17 protein-coding genes are annotated in these 16656 nt (G+C 64.5%); 12 read left to right on the forward strand and 5 right to left on the reverse strand.

Annotated elements, in window-relative coordinates:
• The first annotated feature begins 4 nt into the window (after positions 1–4).
• From BKA03_RS01475 to purM, 7 genes are all read left to right on the forward strand, one after another.
• Positions 5–361: a sterol carrier family protein gene (locus tag BKA03_RS01475; RefSeq protein ID WP_062074837.1), complete on the forward strand. Its 357-nt coding sequence runs from the start codon at positions 5–7 to the stop codon at positions 359–361.
• 701 nt (positions 362–1062) lie between these two features.
• Positions 1063–2250, forward strand: a complete 1188-nt coding sequence (locus BKA03_RS01480; RefSeq protein WP_218855973.1) for an ABC transporter substrate-binding protein — start codon at positions 1063–1065, stop codon at positions 2248–2250.
• A gap of 147 nt (positions 2251–2397) precedes the next feature.
• Positions 2398–3411 carry a carbohydrate ABC transporter permease gene (locus tag BKA03_RS01485; protein WP_062074835.1) on the forward strand — a complete coding sequence of 338 codons (1014 nt, stop codon included), beginning with the start codon at positions 2398–2400 and terminating at the stop codon, positions 3409–3411.
• A complete protein-coding gene (locus BKA03_RS01490; RefSeq protein ID WP_062074834.1) occupies positions 3408–4358 on the forward strand; it encodes a carbohydrate ABC transporter permease in 951 nt (316 codons plus the stop codon). Before BKA03_RS01485 ends, BKA03_RS01490 begins: the two co-directional genes overlap by 4 nt.
• Before the next feature lie 318 nt (positions 4359–4676).
• Positions 4677–5081 (forward strand): hypothetical protein, encoded by a 405-nt coding sequence (locus BKA03_RS01495; RefSeq protein ID WP_062074833.1) that lies wholly within the window; start codon positions 4677–4679, stop codon positions 5079–5081.
• Entirely contained in the window at positions 5068–6534 is a 1467-nt protein-coding gene (gene purF / locus BKA03_RS01500; RefSeq protein WP_062074832.1) for an amidophosphoribosyltransferase, read from the forward strand. Before BKA03_RS01495 ends, purF begins: the two co-directional genes overlap by 14 nt.
• Positions 6531–7676, forward strand: coding sequence for a phosphoribosylformylglycinamidine cyclo-ligase (gene purM, locus BKA03_RS01505; RefSeq protein ID WP_238579400.1), 1146 nt, complete (start codon positions 6531–6533; stop codon positions 7674–7676). Before purF ends, purM begins: the two co-directional genes overlap by 4 nt.
• Before the next feature lie 151 nt (positions 7677–7827).
• Here purM and BKA03_RS15490 read toward each other — a convergent pair whose 3' ends face one another.
• Positions 7828–8703 (reverse strand): type IV toxin-antitoxin system AbiEi family antitoxin domain-containing protein, encoded by an 876-nt coding sequence (locus tag BKA03_RS15490; protein ID WP_062074831.1) that lies wholly within the window; start codon positions 8701–8703, stop codon positions 7828–7830.
• 265 nt (positions 8704–8968) lie between these two features.
• Positions 8969–9172, reverse strand: a complete 204-nt coding sequence (locus BKA03_RS01515) for a DUF3073 family protein (RefSeq protein WP_062074830.1) — start codon at positions 9170–9172, stop codon at positions 8969–8971.
• Between the two features lie 220 nt (positions 9173–9392).
• Between BKA03_RS01515 and BKA03_RS01520 the strand changes: the two genes are divergently transcribed.
• From BKA03_RS01520 to BKA03_RS01530, 3 genes are all read left to right on the forward strand, one after another.
• Positions 9393–9584 (forward strand): BldC family transcriptional regulator, encoded by a 192-nt coding sequence (locus BKA03_RS01520; protein ID WP_062074942.1) that lies wholly within the window; start codon positions 9393–9395, stop codon positions 9582–9584.
• 127 nt (positions 9585–9711) lie between these two features.
• A complete protein-coding gene (locus BKA03_RS01525; RefSeq protein WP_062074829.1) occupies positions 9712–10314 on the forward strand; it encodes a methylated-DNA--[protein]-cysteine S-methyltransferase in 603 nt (200 codons plus the stop codon).
• A complete protein-coding gene (locus BKA03_RS01530; protein ID WP_152649510.1) occupies positions 10311–11264 on the forward strand; it encodes a DMT family transporter in 954 nt (317 codons plus the stop codon). Before BKA03_RS01525 ends, BKA03_RS01530 begins: the two co-directional genes overlap by 4 nt.
• Before the next feature lie 25 nt (positions 11265–11289).
• Here the strand turns inward: BKA03_RS01530 and BKA03_RS01535 are convergent, their stop codons facing one another.
• From BKA03_RS01535 to BKA03_RS01545, 3 genes are all read right to left on the reverse strand, one after another.
• Positions 11290–11667, reverse strand: coding sequence for a phage holin family protein (locus tag BKA03_RS01535; protein ID WP_062074827.1), 378 nt, complete (start codon positions 11665–11667; stop codon positions 11290–11292).
• A gap of 149 nt (positions 11668–11816) precedes the next feature.
• Positions 11817–13061 (reverse strand): M24 family metallopeptidase, encoded by a 1245-nt coding sequence (locus BKA03_RS01540; RefSeq protein ID WP_062074826.1) that lies wholly within the window; start codon positions 13059–13061, stop codon positions 11817–11819.
• Positions 13054–14001: an NAD(P)-dependent oxidoreductase gene (locus BKA03_RS01545; protein ID WP_062074825.1), complete on the reverse strand. Its 948-nt coding sequence runs from the start codon at positions 13999–14001 to the stop codon at positions 13054–13056. The genes BKA03_RS01540 and BKA03_RS01545 overlap by 8 nt, the downstream gene beginning before the upstream one ends.
• Before the next feature lie 130 nt (positions 14002–14131).
• On the opposite strand from BKA03_RS01545, the gene BKA03_RS01550 reads away from it, so the two are divergent.
• Positions 14132–15160, forward strand: a complete 1029-nt coding sequence (locus BKA03_RS01550) for a LacI family DNA-binding transcriptional regulator (protein WP_062074824.1) — start codon at positions 14132–14134, stop codon at positions 15158–15160.
• A gap of 176 nt (positions 15161–15336) precedes the next feature.
• Positions 15337–16650, forward strand: coding sequence for an amino acid ABC transporter substrate-binding protein (locus tag BKA03_RS01555; RefSeq protein ID WP_083971436.1), 1314 nt, complete (start codon positions 15337–15339; stop codon positions 16648–16650).
• The last annotated feature ends 6 nt before the right edge of the window (positions 16651–16656 follow it).

Raw genomic sequence — 16656 nt, forward strand, 5'->3', positions numbered from 1 at the left:
AGCCATGGCGAAACGCATCGACTCCGCCGCTGGCCGGGCGGCAGTGGCCGCCGCGATCGACCCATCGGGCGCCCCCGCCGCGCGGCCCGTTCTGGCGACGGCGGTGAGGTTCACCCTCCAGCAACTCGAGGCTCGCGCGCCCGGTGGCAGCGTGGAGGTTCGTGTCCCTCCCTTTGGCGCCGTGCAGTGCATCGAGGGAACCTCGCACCGTCGCGGTACTCCCCCGGCGGTCGTCGAGACCGACGCGGACACGTGGTTGTCTCTCGCGACGGGTGCCCTCACATGGGCCGATGCTGTGGCGAGCGGTCGCGTCCTTGCCTCGGGCGAGCGCGCCGATCTTGCGGCGTATCTGCCGCTCTAGACGCGCCGGTATAGAACAAGCCATTTGCCGTGTTTTGGGAGCGCGGATGGTACGGATCGAGCCATTTGCCGTGATTTGGGGGAGGGGGTGGTACGGATCGAGCCATTCGCGAAACTTTGGGCGCAGATGTCGGTACAAATCGAGCCACCAGCCTGGTGGGAGTTGTGCCGAGATCGCCGGGGGAGGGCGTCGCACGCGCACTGTAAACGGTTGCATTGCGGTAACGATAACGTTATCGATGAGCGAGCGGACGCCCTTGGCGGCGCGCTAGGGCTTGCAACGCGCCTAGTGCCTGTTTATGGTGGAAATCACGGACTTCTCACTTAGGTGTGTAGCAGTGGTCTGAAGCACAATTGTCACTTTGTGTGTTGTATCGTTTGAAAAAGCATTACCCACACCAACCAGGCCTGCCAATGATGGCGGCGCCGGCGAGGGGAGCACGAAGAAGTGCTCCTGTTCTTGGCTTGCGTGTTTGTAAGCCTGTGCGCTCCTCCGCCGTTGTAACGGAAGGATGATCGATGAAGAAGACTCGATGGATCGCGGCGGCGGCAACGACCGCCACCTTGATCGCGATGAGTGGGTGTTCCAGTAACACGGGTTCCAGCACCACGACTAGTAGTAGCAACGCAGCCGCGCCCACGCTAAGTGGTGACTGCGCTCAGTTCCAGGCGTATGCCGGACACAGCGGATCGACTGTCACCATGTTCGGATCCATTTTGAGTCCCGAATCGGATTCGCTTGCTACATCGTGGGCCGATTTCGAGAAGTGCACTGGCATCACGATCCAATACACAGGCTCAAACACGTTCGAATCTGACCTGCCTGTCAAGGTGAACGGCGGCAACGCCCCCGGCCTCGCGATCATCCCCCAGCCGGGGCTGCTCGCGCAGATGGTGGCGACGGGCACCGTGAAGGACCCGCCGGCACAGACGGTCACGAACGAGGGCAACTGGAACGACGCGTGGAAGAGCTATGGGAGCGTCGATGGAAAGTTCTATGCCGCCCCCATGAGCTCCAACATGAAGTCCCTGGTGTGGTACTCACCCAAGTACTTCGCCGCCAACGGCTACACCGTGCCCACCACCTGGGCGGACATGATGACGCTGTCCGCCAAGATGGCGACCAACATGACCGGTGTGGCGAAGCCGTGGTGCGGTGGAATCGGCTCCGGCACCGCGACGGGCTGGCCCGCGACGGACTGGCTTGAGGAGGCCGTACTCGGCACCTATGGCGGCCAGGTCTACGACGACTGGATCAGCCACAAGGTGACATTCTCTGACCCCAAGATCCAGGCTGCGATGAAGACTGTCGCTGACTGGATGCTCAACCCCGCGTGGGTCAACGGCGGCTACGGCAACGTCCAGACGGTCGCGACCACGACCTTCCAAGATGCTGGGCTACCCATCCTGAAGAACGAGTGCGGGATGCTACAGCAGGCGTCCTTCTACGAGGCCCAGTGGCCCAAGGGCACCGATGTCAGCGAGAACGGCGACGTGTTCGCCTTCAAGTTGCCGGCAGTAGACCCGTCCATCTCGAACCCGGTCGAGGGCGGCGGCGAGTTCGTCACCGCGTTCGCTGACGATCCGGCGACGCAGGCGGTGCAGAACTACCTGTCCAGCCCGGAGTGGGCAGACAGCCGCATCGCGGTTGCCCCGGGATGGGTATCGGCCAACGAGAAGGTTGACCAGACCCTCTATACCGACCCGATCGACAAGATCTCCGCTAAGTACCTGGCAGATCCGACGGCGACGTTCCGTTTCGACGCCTCCGACGCGATGCCAGCTGCTGTCGGTTCAGGCACCTTCTGGAAGGGCATGGTGGACTGGTTCGGCGGCAAGTCGGCTGCAGACGTCGCTAAAGAAATCGACGCCTCCTGGCCCACTAGCTAGCCTCTATCGCTGATCCTCGGCCCCGGTCCGTTTCGGACCGGGGCCGAGGAGCAAGCACCACTCGGTCAGCAGCGGTCGCTCGTCACCGCACATTGCACTCATAAGGGGGCCTCCGTGCCAGCCATACTTCTAGATACAGGTGTCACCATGAGGCCCCTCATGGCGTCCTCCGTCGTCGGCGACGCCGCGAGCACGCTCTTTGGGGTGATCGTGGCGGTGGCGGGCTTTGTCGCCATCCTGGGGGTCGTCTTCTTTATTGCGGGCCGCGTGACCGGTAGGTTCCAAAGGCCGGTGGCGATTGTTATCGCCCTAGGGCCAGCGTTGTTTCTGCTGCTCCTGGGATTGATCATCCCGGCACTCACCACGATCAACAACAGTTTGAAGAATCAACAGTTCTTGGGACAACCCAACACCAAGTACATCGGTCTTGAGAATTACAAGTACGCGCTGACCGACCCCTACACTCTGCAAACTATTCTACGTAGCTTTGTGTGGCTTATTGTGGTTCCTTCCATCACCGTGATCATTGGGCTGGCGGCGGCGTTGCTGCTTGACAGGGTCAAGCACAATAACCTGCTCAAGACGCTGATCTTTCTTCCGACCGCGATTAGCTTTGTGGGCGCATCGGTGATCTGGAAATACGTCTACAGTTATGTGGCGCCGTCGCAGACTCAAACCGGCCTGTTGAGCGAGGTGGTGATGAAGCTGGGGTGGAGCAATCCGCCCAACTGGATTACGAGCGTACCGGTGAACACTTTCCTACTCATGATCATCATGATCTGGATTCAGGTCGGATTTGCCATGGTAGTGCTAGGCGCCGCGTTGCAGTCCATCCCGGATGAAATCATCGAGTCGGCGCGGCTGGATGGCGCGAATGGATTCAGCCTCTTCCGCACTGTCCAAATCCCGATGATTCGAAATACCGTCATCGTGGTGTTGACGACCGTCATGATTACTACACTCAAGGTATTCGACATTGTCTTCACCATGACCAACGGTAACTTCAACACCGATGTGCTTGCGCGCCAAATGTATGCGGACATGTTTGTCACCAGTCAGGTCAGCAGGGGGAGTGCCCTGGCGGTCATTCTCTTTATTGTGGTACTCCCGATGATGTACTTCAATATTCGCCAACTACGCAGGGAGCGGACAGAGAGATGACATCCACCACGCCCCCCATCGCATCCGAGAGGTCCGACGGCAAGCTTCACGGCAAGGCGGCTTCCTCGGCCATCAGGCAGGCATTCAGTTCGACGATCGCCACCGCCACGATCGTCGTTATTGCCATCGTATGGACCATTCCCACGTTGGGCCTCTTCGTGAACTCCTTCCGTTCCGGGGAGGACGCCGCCACCACGGGCTGGTGGCAGTTCTTCGTCCACCCGAGCTTTAGCCTGGGGAATTACAAAGAGGTGTTGACCGCCAACGGCGGGTTCACGATGCCGCTAGTGAACTCGCTCGCGATCACCATTCCCGCCACGATCATTCCGATTTTCATCGCGTCGTTGGCGGCTTACTCGCTGGCGTGGATGAGATTCCGTGGCAGTGACGCAATCTTCTTCGGCATTTTCGCCCTCCAGGTGGTGCCGTTGCAGATGGCATTGGTCCCTCTGCAACAGTATTACGTTCACGGACTACATTTCTTTGGCGTCACGGTCTTGCCTTCGCCGGGGATAAACGGAACGCTCGCCCAGATCTGGCTCTCACACACCATGTTCTCGCTTCCGCTTGCGATTTTCCTCCTCCATAACTTCATCGCGCAAATACCGACTCCTCTCATTGAGGCGGCGCGTGTGGACGGTGCCGCGCATCTGAGAATTTTCCGGTCGATTGTTCTTCCGCTATCCATGCCGGCCATCGTGTCATTCGGCATCTTCCAGTTCCTCTGGGTGTGGAACGATCTCTTGGTTGCGAAGACCTTTGGTAGTTCGGATCCGGCGCAGCAACCTGTGACGGCGCGCATGCAGAGTCTCGTGGGCAGTTATGGCGCGCACTTAGACCTGCTCGCGCCCGCTGGCTTCCTCACGATCATCATCCCGATCATCGTGTTCCTCGCGCTTCAGCGGTACTTCGTCAAGGGCCTCCTTGCGGGCAGCGTCAAGGGGTAGTTGTCGGGACCGACCGAGGGCAGATCACAGCCAACCGAGGCTGGGTGGCCGATTCTGGCCGATGCCCATCGCTCCTCATGGCCTAGCGCCTTGAAGATGCGGCAGGCGGGCACCTGAGTCGTGGGTGCCCGCATGGCGAGGGTGGGGCGCCTGAACAGCCGATGCGGGGGCGTTGCTGCTCGTGTGAGTGTGGAACGACCTGCTGCGCGCTCCAGCGGTGCTGCGTTCGCGGCCTTCGGGCCGGCTCGACAAAGGGTCAAAAGTCGGTCCCGCGCCGGAACGCACCGGCGCGGGCTCACCACCGCCTAGACTCTCCTTGTGAGCGAAGGTCCGGAGCCCACCCCCATCGACGTGCCAGAGCACGCTATTCCGGCGACCTATCGCAGAGCTCCCCGCACCGAACGGTTCATCATCACCGGAATTGGCATCGGCGCGATTGTTGGCCTCATCGCCGGTGTGCTTCTTCCTGCGGGTACCGGCGTGGGCCGCGCCGCGGCGGGGCTGCTTGTCGCACTAGCTGGTGCACTCGCGGGCGGCCTGATCTCAGGTTCCCAGGCGGCCATCATGGAGTACACGTCCGGACGTTCGGCCGACAGGCAACGCCACGACATCGAGACGGACTGGGCGCCCATGTTTGGCGTAGTACCCGAGCCCCGCACGGCAGAAGACAGCGCCGTCCCGGCGACCAGCGACGACGAAGGGGCCGGCGATGGCTCGCGGTGACGGACGGTTGAGCCATGACCTCCTGCCAGGCGAGAGGGGCCCGCAGGACGCCTGTGGCGTCTTCGGCGTCTATGGGCCACAAGAAGAGGTCGCCAAGCTCGCCTACTTTGGCCTGTACGCGCTCCAGCATCGTGGACAGGAGTCCGCCGGGATCGCCGCATCGGACGGCAAGAAGATCCTCGTCTTCAAGGACATGGGTCTCGTCTCCCAGGTGTTCGACGAGGGCGCCCTCGAGGCGCTTCAGGGCCACATCGCGGTGGGGCACACCCGGTACTCGACCACCGGCGCATCGACGTGGGCAAACGCCCAGCCGACGTTGGGGCCGACGGCGCACGGCACGGTCGCCTTGGGCCACAACGGCAATCTGACCAACACCCAGGAACTCATCGACCTGTTGATCGAGCGCGAGGGTTACCCCAAGCGCGTCGACCTCAAGGGTGGCAAGTGCACCGACACCGCGATCGTCACGGCCCTGCTCGGCTCTGACGAGTTCGACACGCTCGCCGAGACGGCGCTCGAGCTGCTTCCGCACCTCAAGGGCGCTTACTCCTTCGTGTTCATGGACGAGCACGCGCTGTATGCGGCGCGCGATCCCCATGGCGTCCGCCCCCTCGTGCTCGGCGCGCTGCCCTCCGGCGGCTGGGTGGTTGCCTCCGAGATTCCCGCGCTCGACATTGTGGGCGCGGTCTTCGAACGCGAGGTCGAGCCTGGGGAGTTCCTCACGATCGACGCAGACGGCGTGCATTCCGAGCGCTTTGCCAAGGCGGATCCGCACGGCTGCATCTTCGAATACGTGTACCTGGCAAGGCCGGACACCTCGATCGCGGGCCGATCGATTCAGGCGGCGCGACTCGAGATGGGTCGCACGCTTGCTCGCGAGCACCCGGTCGAGGCCGACATGGTCATCCCCGTCCCCGAGTCGGGTACGCCCGCCGCCGTCGGTTACGCCCAAGCATCGGGAATCCCCTTCGCCCAGGGCCTGACCAAGAACGCCTACGTGGGGCGCACGTTCATCCAGCCGTCGCAGACCCTGCGCCAACTTGGCATCAGGCTCAAACTGAACCCGTTGCGTGAGGTCATCGCGGGCAAGCGCATCATTGTGGTCGACGACACGATCGTGCGCGGCAACACGCAGCACGCGATCATCGCGATGCTGCGCGAGGCGGGAGCCACCGAGGTCCACGTGCGCATCTCGGCGCCGCCCGTCCAATGGCCGTGCTTCTATGGGATCGACTTCCCCACGCGCGACGAGCTTGCGTCGGTGGGCAAGAGCGTCGAGGAGTTGCGCCAACAGATCGGCGCCGACTCGCTCGGCCACATCTCGCTTGAGGGCATGGTCGCGGCGACCCAACAGGCCGAGGACCGCCTCTGCACCGCTTGCTTCACGGGCCAATACCCCATGGACACGCCCGTCGACGCGCGCCACCTCCTGATGACTCAGGTGGCCAAGTGACGGGCGCGGCGGGGAAAGAGGCGCAGGGCGTGCGGCCAGCAGCGGCGCGCATCACCTACGCCGACGCGGGTGTCGACACCCACGCGGGCGACAAGGCCGTCGAACTCATGAAGGACGCGGTCGCTCGCACCCACGGGCCCGAGGTGCTGGGCGGCATCGGCGCGTTTGCCGGGCTATTCGATGCGTCCGCGCTGAAGGCGTACCGCCGCCCGCTGCTCGCCTCGAGCACAGACGGCGTGGGAACCAAGATCGTCATCGCGCGCCAGATGGGTGTGCACGACACGATCGGTCAAGACCTGGTCGCCATGGTGGTCGACGACATCGTCGTGTGCGGCGCCAAGCCGCTCGTCATGACCGACTACATCGCTTGCGGCAAGGTAGTTCCCGAGCGCATCGCCGACATCGTGCGCGGAATCGCGATGGGCTGCGAAATGGCGGGTGTCGCGCTCGTCGGCGGCGAAACCGCCGAACACCCAGGCGTCATGGACCCCGACGACTACGACGTTGCCGGCGCCGCGATTGGCGTGGTGGAGGCCGATGCCCTGCTGGGCCCCGAACGCGTGCGTGAGGGCGACGTCGTCGTGGCGATGGCCGCATCGGGGCTGCACTCGAATGGCTACTCACTCGTGCGTAGCGTCGTGGCTCACGCGGGCTGGGCCCTCGAGACGCAACTACCAGACCTTGGCCGCTCGGTGGGCGCCGAACTGCTCGAACCGACGCGCATCTACTCCAAGTTGTGCGTGGACCTCGCGGCGACGGTGCCGGGCCTCCATGCCTTCTCGCACGTCACCGGCGGGGGACTCGCGGCAAACGTCGCACGCGTGATGCCCACCGGACTGGCCGCGTACGTGGCACGAGACGCGTGGGAACTGCCCGCCATCTTCTCTGTGGTTCAGGCCGCGGGCGGCGTGCCGTGGAACGACCTCGAGTCGACGCTCAACATGGGAGTAGGCATGGTTGCGCTCGTTACCGCTGAGGACGCGAACGCGCTGATGGCGGCCTGCAAGGCGGCGGGTGTGCCTGCATGGGCGCTGGGTGAAGTGGTGATCGACGACGGGCGAATGGCTTCCCCCGACGTCATCAGGGGCGCTAAGGGCGTGCACGGCGGCGCTGTCTACCTCACGGGGAACTACAGCGCGTAGGCGCCTCGGGCTCTTCACCCGAAGTCGTGCCCCCAAGGGTGTCGTTCCTAGTCGTTTGGCCCGGCGATTCGGCACAAGTCACGGATCACGGTGCGAGTGCCCTCATGTTCCCTGGTAACGCGCAGGGTCGGTGGCCATACCCGTGACTTCGTCATCGAAGCGCGCGTCCACCATCACGAACGCGCCCCCACGATGGTGGTCGCAGCGGCGCCCTGAGAGCTGCCCGCACGGCCTCGACCGCGACCGCTCCGCCGTCTCGGACGTCGGCTGCGGTGAATCGCAGCACGGTGAAACCGCTCGCCACTGCCGCGCGGTCGCGACGCCTATCGTTCGTGAATGCGGCAGGGTCTTCGTGATAGCCGCGTCCATCGATCTCGACTATCACTCGGCCATCGACGAGAATGTCGACGCGGCCCACGGTGGGAATCTGAGCCTGAAGGTCGAAGGGGATCCGGGCACCGATGAGGGCTACTCGTGCCAGGGTCTCGAGCGGACTCTGTGCCCGACCATCCGCATGGCTCGACAACCATGCGCGTCTGCGAGCGCTCCCAAGTGCGAGGCCCGTGATGTCGCCCGGAACGATGAGCTTGCGGTTCAGCGCCGCATCCAAGAGCACCAGCTGGGCGGCGCGGTCGATGCAGCGCGCGGAGTCGTCAATCACCTCGATCACTCCGAGCCGCCGCGCGGTACCGGCCGAAGGATGGCGAACGACGTGCCGCGGGAGCGAGAGGTTACGGCCGCCTTGTGACCGAGCGTGGTCGACGCGGAGGTGGATGCGGTCGTCTCTGTCAAGCACAGGCAACCCTCGGTGTTCGGCCGCGGTGATGCACGTTGACACTCCGTGCCACGAAAGCTCGGCGACACGGACGGGATCGGCGTTGGTCAGTGCGTACGCCCCGCGCCGCACTCGATAGACCTCACCGGAAGCGCACGCGGCGTTGATGTGGGCGGCCGTGACCCCGAACCGGCGCAGCGTGCCCGCCTCGGCCACCCCGCCGAGGTCCGCAAGTATCTCCACCGCGCGCACAGGTCCATCAGATCAGTTCGCGGGGAGCCAGAGGCGGTTCTCCACAGCGAGATGTGCGACATGGCGTACCGGGGCAACTCGGAGCCGAATGGTGCCGTGGTGTTGCCCGGCACCCTTACGAAGTCACGAGTGTAGTGACGTTCGGTCGCGAGATGCCTGCTACTTTGGGGCTGCCCCCAACAGGTCCGTGACTTTCGTGCAACACGCGGGCACCGGTGCGGGACCGTGAAGGCGGGACCGTGCGGGCGACGCGGATGTCTTGCGACTAGTCGTCGTCCTCTTCTTCGGCCCAGCGATCATAGAAGTCGTCTTCTACGTCTACTTCGACTGCCGCGGCGGGCGGAGGGGTGTGCGCAGGAGCGCCGCCGATCAGCTCACGTTCCAACTCGCGGATATCTCCGCTGTGGCTCGTGTACTTGATCTGACGCGCGATCTTTGCGTCTTTCGCCTTTTGACGGCCGCGCCCCATGGTCGCCCGTCCCTTCTGCGACTGAGGGCACGCGGTTACGCGGCCCTCGACCTCGAGTCCTGTGCATACTGTACAACGTCCGCCACACCACTCGTGAACCACGCCGCATCAGTACAAAGTGGAAATATTTCCTGCGAACCGCGTCATAATCGCCCGGCTGGAGGGTCTCATGGTGCAACAAAGCCCGCAGGGCTCTTGGCACAATTGAGGGATAAACATGATGGCTGATACTCTCCAAGACCCGGAGAAGTTGCTCACCCCAAGCGAGGTCGCCGCAATCTTCCGCGTCGACCCCAAGACCGTGACCCGTTGGGCCAAGGTTGGGAAGCTCTCCTCCATTCGCACCCTGGGCGGCCACCGTCGCTTCCGTGAGCTAGAGGTTCGTGCTCTGCTCCTAGACGCGCAGGAATAGGCCCACTCCGCAGAGTTTTGGCGTTTGTCGCGGTCCCCGACTTGGGTGGGGGCCGTGCCCATAGAGGTGCCACTCGCTGAGCCCGTGGACCATCGCAGATGTCGGGCCGTGGGCGTAGCCTTGCGCCATGCAAGAGCCGCTCCTTCATGCCTCGTATGGGACGCCTTTCGGCGTGCTCCACGTCCTCGCCAGTGCCGATGGCACCGTGCGTGCGTCGGGCTTCCGCGGCGTCGGCGACATCGCGGCCCAACTTGCGCCGCCGTGGCAAGGCTGCGGCTGGATCGACGCTGCACTGCCCGCCGTGGACTCCGCCGTCAAGAGGTGGCTTGCCGGTGATGGCGATGCGCTCGCGTCGGTACCAGTAGCGCAAGCGGGTGGGCCGTTCTTCCAGAAGGTGTGGGAGACGCTTCGGCACCTACCTGCGGGCGAGCCGCTGTCCTACAAGGAACTCGCCGAGGCCGCCGGCAGTCCACGCGCGATGCGGGCGGTCGGCACGGCGTGCTCGCACAATGCGGTCGCGCCCTTCGTTCCTTGTCACCGGGTGGTCAGCGCGGGCGGAAAACTCGGATCGTACGGCTACGGGGGGACGGCGATCAAGGCAGCCATGCTCGCACTCGAGGCGGGAGGTGACTCTGCGGCGATCGAGCGAGCCGCGGTCGCCGCCCATCCCGGTTCCCTCGCGCCCGCGCAAGCGTTGCCTCCCACGCAGGCGATGCAGGGCGTGAGGTGAGCCCCAACGCGACGCCCATGCGGGCGTGGCTGCCATCGCTCGTGATCGCGGCGCTCGGGTGGGGTTCCTCGTTCTTGTTCATCAAGATCTCCCTGCGCGGTTTCACTCCGGCCCAGGTCGGCTTCGGACGACTTACCGTGGGCGCCGTGGTCCTTGTCGCGATCGTGGCCGCTTATCGGTCGTGGCCACGATTCGGCTGGAGAACCGTGGGGGGTATCGCGGTGACTGCGATCGGCATGTCCGTGGTGCCGATGGTCCTCATCCCGATGGCCGAGCAACGGGTCACCTCGATCCTTGCGAGCCTGCTCAACGCCACCACGCCGTTGTGGACGGCCGTTTTCGTGGCGCTACTCATCCCCGCAGAGCGGACGACCAAGGCCCAGTTGATGGGGCTTCTCGTCGGGGCCGGGGGCATCGCGGTGTTGGTGGGGGCGTGGGACGTCCATGAGTTCTCGCTCGGTGGCACCCTTCTCATGCTGACGGCGACCGCCTTCTACGGCGTGGGAGGGGCGATGTCCCGCAGGTTGCTTGGCAGGGTCTCCGCGCGTCCTGAGACGCTCGCGATGACCCAGGTGGGGCTGTCCGCGGTGATGCTGGCCCCGGTCGCGCTCCTCAGCGGTTCGCCCGAACAAGGGGCATTCTCGCCCTCGGGCTCGGCGCTGTGGGGGCTTCTGTGCCTGGGAGTGTTCGGCACGTCCTTCGCCTACGTGATGTTCTGGCGCGTCGTGAAGATGGCGGGTGCCACGACGGCCGCATCGGTCACCTATCTTGTTCCCGTGGTCGCCACAACACTCGGCATCCTCGTGCTGGGGGAGACCCTGCGTTGGTACCAGCCGTTGGGCGTGGTGATCGTTCTCGCGGGGGTGTGGCTGGCTGGCCGTAGTCCGCGGAAGGGGCCTCACCCACGCATCGCCGAGCCGGTGGGTGCGCCCGAGGCGGACCTCGCCTAGCTCGTGTAGCTCGCGAAGAGCGTGATCAGCGCGCGAAGAATTTGGTCAGGTGGGCGATTGCCCGCTCGGGCCGCAGATCCTTGTTCTTGTTGATCTTGGCGGCACCGATCGCAATGAAGATCCCTGCGATGACCAGGAGCGTACCGCCGACGACGAGCGCGGCCAACCAGGCGGGCCACACCTGCGCGAGGCCGAGCACGGCGGCAGTCAGGAACACGGCGATCGCGAAGAACAGGAACGTTGTCGCGACGGCAACGAGGGCGGCGCCAATCCCAAGGCCCTTGGCCTTGGTCTGCATCTCCACCTTCGCGTCCTCGAGCTCGCCGCGCAGGATACCGGTGACGCGACCAGCGGTCGCCGCCACCAGGGCGTTGACAACATACTTGCCGAAGCCTGCGGCCATGATGGTTCCTCCTAGGTGTGTACGTCTAGTACACCTGGTATCGGTACGTCAGCGCAAACGCGCGAGGCCCACATCACGGAACGGGGTCGCCGCCTGGCGTCGGTAGCGTGCGCGGCACGCACGAGTGTGTGCTGATCGACGCCCCGAAACTAGTACTCGTTGGCGATGAAGAGGTCTTGAGCAGGGAACTTCGTCAGGACGTGCACGCCCTGGTCGGTCACGACGACTTCCTCTTCGATGCGAGCGGCCGAGACGCCGTCGCTTGCCGGGCAGTAGGTCTCGAGCGCGAAGACCATTCCGGACTGAATCTCGATCGGGTTGTCGAGGCTATTGAGGCGCGAGATGATGGGCCGCTCGTGCAGGCCGAGTCCGAGGCCGTGGCCGAACTGCAGGCCGAAGGCCGCGAGTTCGTTGTCGAAGCCGAAGTCGGTGGCCTTTGGCCACACCTTTGCGATGTCGTCCGTGCCGACTCCGACGCGCACGGTCTGGATCGCGGCGTCCATCCACTCGCGCGCCTTCGTGTAGGCGTCGCGTTGGCTTGCAGTGGCACTGCCGACCGCGAAGGTGCGGTAGTAGCAGGTGCGGTAGCCGTTGAACGAGTGGATGATGTCGAAGAAGGCCTGGTCGCCGGGCCGGATGATGCGGTCGGTGAAGTTGTGCGGGTGCGGGTTGCACCGGTCACCTGAGATGGCGTTGACCGCCTCGACCTGATCCGAGCCCATCTCGTAGAGCCGCTTGTTTGCGAGCGCGACGATCTCGTTCTCCCTGATGCCCGGCTTGAGCACGTCGACGATGTCTTGGTAGACGCCGTCGACCATCGCGGCCGCCTGGTTGAGGAGCATGATCTCGTCGACCGACTTGATCTGTCGCGCGTCGAGCATGAGCTGCTGCGCGTCGACGACCTTCAGGCCCTGACGTTGCATCTCGAACAGGAACGGGGGCTCGACGATGTCGACGCCGACCGGGAGGTCCGCGACTCCCGCCTCGACGAGCAGCGCCTTGATCTCGCGCACGGCGGACTCCATGAGTCCGGCCGACGGCGCGACCGCGCCACGCATCCCCAGCATGCCCGGTCGGTTGTTCTCGGGCTTGAGCCACGGCGAGTGGAGCTTGTGGTGGCGCACCGCAGAGCCGAAGTCCCACAACATGGGATCGCCGTCGCGCGTGAGCAACGCGTAACGCGTCATCTTGTCGCCGAGCGCGCCGCCGATCCACGTCTGCGTCGTGTAGCGGATGTTGTAGAAGTCAAAGAGCAGAAAGGCGCCGCACTCGCTCGAGTTGAGGGACTGCTTGGCGCGCGTGATGCGGTAGTCGCGAAGGCGATCGAAGTCGACTCTCGACTCGTAGTCGACGCCCATGTGGCCGGGGGCGGAGAGTGGAATGAGTTCAGACATTGGGCGACACCTCGAGTCCGCTGAGGACGTGCTTGTCTTCGGAGACGAGGGTGATGCCTGCCCGCCTCGCCTCGTCCAGCAGGAGCACGGCGAAGTCCTCCAGGAGATGACCGGAGTCAACGGCCGCGGAGACGAGTTCGGCGGTGGCCTCCGAGATCGGCATCGGGACGCCGAGTTCGCGAGCCGCGTCGAGCCCGAGGTCGAAGTCCTTCTTGAGCAGCGGCATCGTGAAGGTTGGCGTGAAGTCGAGGTTGACGAAGGCGGGTGTTTTGTACCGCGTGAAGGTCGATCCCATCACGGAATCGTTGAGAAACGCGAGGAAGGCTTCGCGACTCACGCCGCCCTTCTCGACGAGGACGGTGATCTCGGCCATCGCTTGAGTGACGATGCCAAGGAAGACGTTGTGCGCGATCTTGACGAGCCGCGCGGCCTCACCGTCGCCGACCCACGTCACGCCCTGGCCGAGCGTGTTGAGCAGGGCCTCCACCGATTCGAAGGTTTCGCGCGGGCCGGACACGGCAAGGGTGAGCTTGCCAGCCGCGATCACTCCGGGGTTGCCGCTCACGGGGGAGGCGAGGAAGTGGCTGCCGTGCGCGGTCGCGAGTGCGCGGATCTTCGCGGAGGCCTCGGTCGACACGGTCGAGGAGTCGATGATGACGCCCGGCGAGACGTTCTCGACGGTGAGCAGGCCGCCGTCGCCCTCGACGACCTGTTGGAGGTCCTTCGGCGCGGACACCATGATGAAGACCACGTCGCGGTCCGCGAGATCCGCAGGCCGATCGACGACGGTGGCACCGAGTGCCGCGAGCGGCTCGGCCTTGGACCTGGTGCGGTTGTACACCGCGACGTCGTAGCCGGCCTCAAGGAGGCGAACCGACAGGGCAAAGCCCATGCGGCCGGTGCCAATCCAGCCGATCTTTGCGAGCCCAGTATTCGTCATTGGTCTGCCTCCTCACGGCAAGATTGCCGCAATCGATTGCGATCGAAGTTGATTATTCATTGCTTGGCGATCCGCGTCAAGCCCGGGGCTCATCCCTGGCCCAGGAACGCTGGCTGATATCGTCGCAGTCATGAGCAATCGCATCACGCTCGCCGATGTCGCGAAACTGGCGGGGGTTCATCCCGGAACGGTGTCACGCGCGCTGAGCGGCAAGACCGAGAATCAGGTCAACGCCGCGACCGTCCGGCGCGTGCGCCGCGCCGCGAAGCAGCTCGGCTACATGCCAAACGCCATGGCGCGTGGTTTGCGGACGCGCTCGTCGATGACGATCGGCGTGATTGTGCCCGATCTCATGAACCCGATCTTTCCGCCCATGGTGCGCGGCATCGACAGCTATCTCGCCCCACGCGGATTCTCGGCGTTTGTCGTCAACACGGATGGCAAGGACGCCGCCGAGCGGACGCTGTTCGAGTCGCTCATGGAGCGTCAGGTCGACGGCTTCATCGTCGCGACCGGCCACACCGATCACGTGCTCATGGCCGACGCGCTCGCGCGCGGCGTGCTCGCCGTCATGGTCAATCGCGAGGCGCACGGGGTGTCTTTCCCGTCTGTAACCGGAGATGATGCGCGTGGAATCCACGAGGTAGTCGCGCATTTGAGTGAACTCGGACATCGGCGCATCCTCCATTTGGCGGGGCCGCGCGGATTCTCGACGAGCGAGATCCGCGAGAGCGCGTTCCAGGCGGCGTGCTCCCAAACCGGCGCGGCTGGCCGCGTCGTTCCGACCTCGTCCTACAGCATCGATGCGGGACAATCCGCGCTCGATGTGGTGCTTGACCAGGGGGTCGACGGCTTCACCGCCGTCGTGGCGGCCAACGATTTGCTCGCCCTCGGCGCCTACCACTCGCTGCGCATGCATGGGCTCGATTGCCCGGGTGACATCTCGGTGGTCGGGTTCAATGACATGCCCTTTGCGGGGGACTTTCTGCCCCCGATGACGACCGTGCGCTCGCCCCACTTCGAGATGGGAGTCGAGGCCGCACGCCTCTTGCTCGAACAGATCGCCTCGGGTCAATCAAGCGCGGTCTCGGTCAAGCTCCCGGTCGCGCTCGTCGTGCGTGGATCATCGGGGCCGGCACGGCGTCGCGCGATTTCCTGAACACGTCTCTTGACACGGGAGGCGCACGTGGTGCACAGTGGGCGCAATCGATTGCAACCTCAAAGGGTGTATCCACGAAGCGGTAGCGATCGATTGCAGCCTCACAAGGGCGACAGTCACGAAGAGGTGGCACTCCGTTGCGACCTTCGGTGGATTTCTCGACCAATACAGGAGCAATGATGCAACTACCAACTCGGAAATCTCTGTCCGGCAAGCGACGCTGGTTAAGGGCCTTCGGACTCACGACCGCAATGGTCATGGTCTTGGCGGCCTGCTCGACCTCGACCAGCACACCCACCAGCAGCGCACCGACCGGTGGAGCCTCGACATCCGGCACACCGACCGCTGGGCCCCCGGCGGACACCTCGCCGCTGACCATCGGAATCTCGCTGTCACTCACGGGCGACTTCGCCGACCCGGGCAAGGCCGCACAGCGGGGCTACGAACTCTGGGCCTCCGACGTCAACAAGAAGGGTGGCATCCTCGGGCGCCAGGTCACGCTCAAGATCGTCAATGACGCATCGAGCCCCGACCAGGTCGTCACCAACTACACGAACCTGATCACGCAAGACAAGGTTGACATCGTCCTCGGCCCGTTCTCGAGCCTCCTGACGATCCCGGCCTCACGCGTGGCCAAGCGCTACGGCTACTCGTTCATCGAGCCCGCGGGTGGTGGACCCAGCGTCTTCGCGCAGAAGCTCGACAATCTGTTCTTCGTGCAGCCGGCCCAAACAACGAACGGTGGTGACGTCTTCGCGGACTACATCCTGTCGTTGCCCGCAGACCAGCAGCCCAAGACGGCGGCGTACCTCAAGCTCGACGACCCGTTTGCCGCTCCTATCGCGGCGAACATCCAGGCACGGTTCGAGGCGGCAGGCATTCAGACCGTCTACGACCAGACCTACCCCTCGGAGACGGCCGACCTGACTCCCGTGGTTTCGGGCATGGCGGCGACTCACCCGGACGTCGTGATCGGTGGTACGCAATCGCTCGACGCCTTCGGGATCGTCAAGGCAATGATCCAGTTGAAGTCCAACCCCAAGTGGATGTTCCTGTCCAACGGCGCAAACTCGCCTGTGGAATTCCCCGACAAGGTTGGCGCGGCCAACACCGAGGGTGTCTTCTCGAGCGGTGACTGGTACCCGGGATCGACCCAACCGTCGAGCGCGCCATTCATCGCGTCCTACACGGCGATGTACGGCGGAGATGCCAACAGCATCGACCCGACCTCGGCCGAGGCGTACTCGGCGGGCATGTTGCTCGAGCAGGTCGCAGCCAAGACCGGCAAGATCGACAACGCGACCATCATCTCGACGCTGCACTCCGGCAAGTGGCCCACGCTCGTCGGGGACCTCAGCTGGGACAAGTACGGCGTCCCACAGGGCGAGTATCTGTTGGAGCAGTGGATCGGTGGCAAGCTCGTCACCGTCTACCCCGCTGCTTCGGCACAGCACGCTCCCGTCGCACCAAAGCCCCCGTGGGCCGGCTAGGCAAAA

This window comes from Demequina lutea (assembly GCF_013409005.1).
Classification (GTDB): domain Bacteria; phylum Actinomycetota; class Actinomycetes; order Actinomycetales; family Demequinaceae; genus Demequina; species Demequina lutea.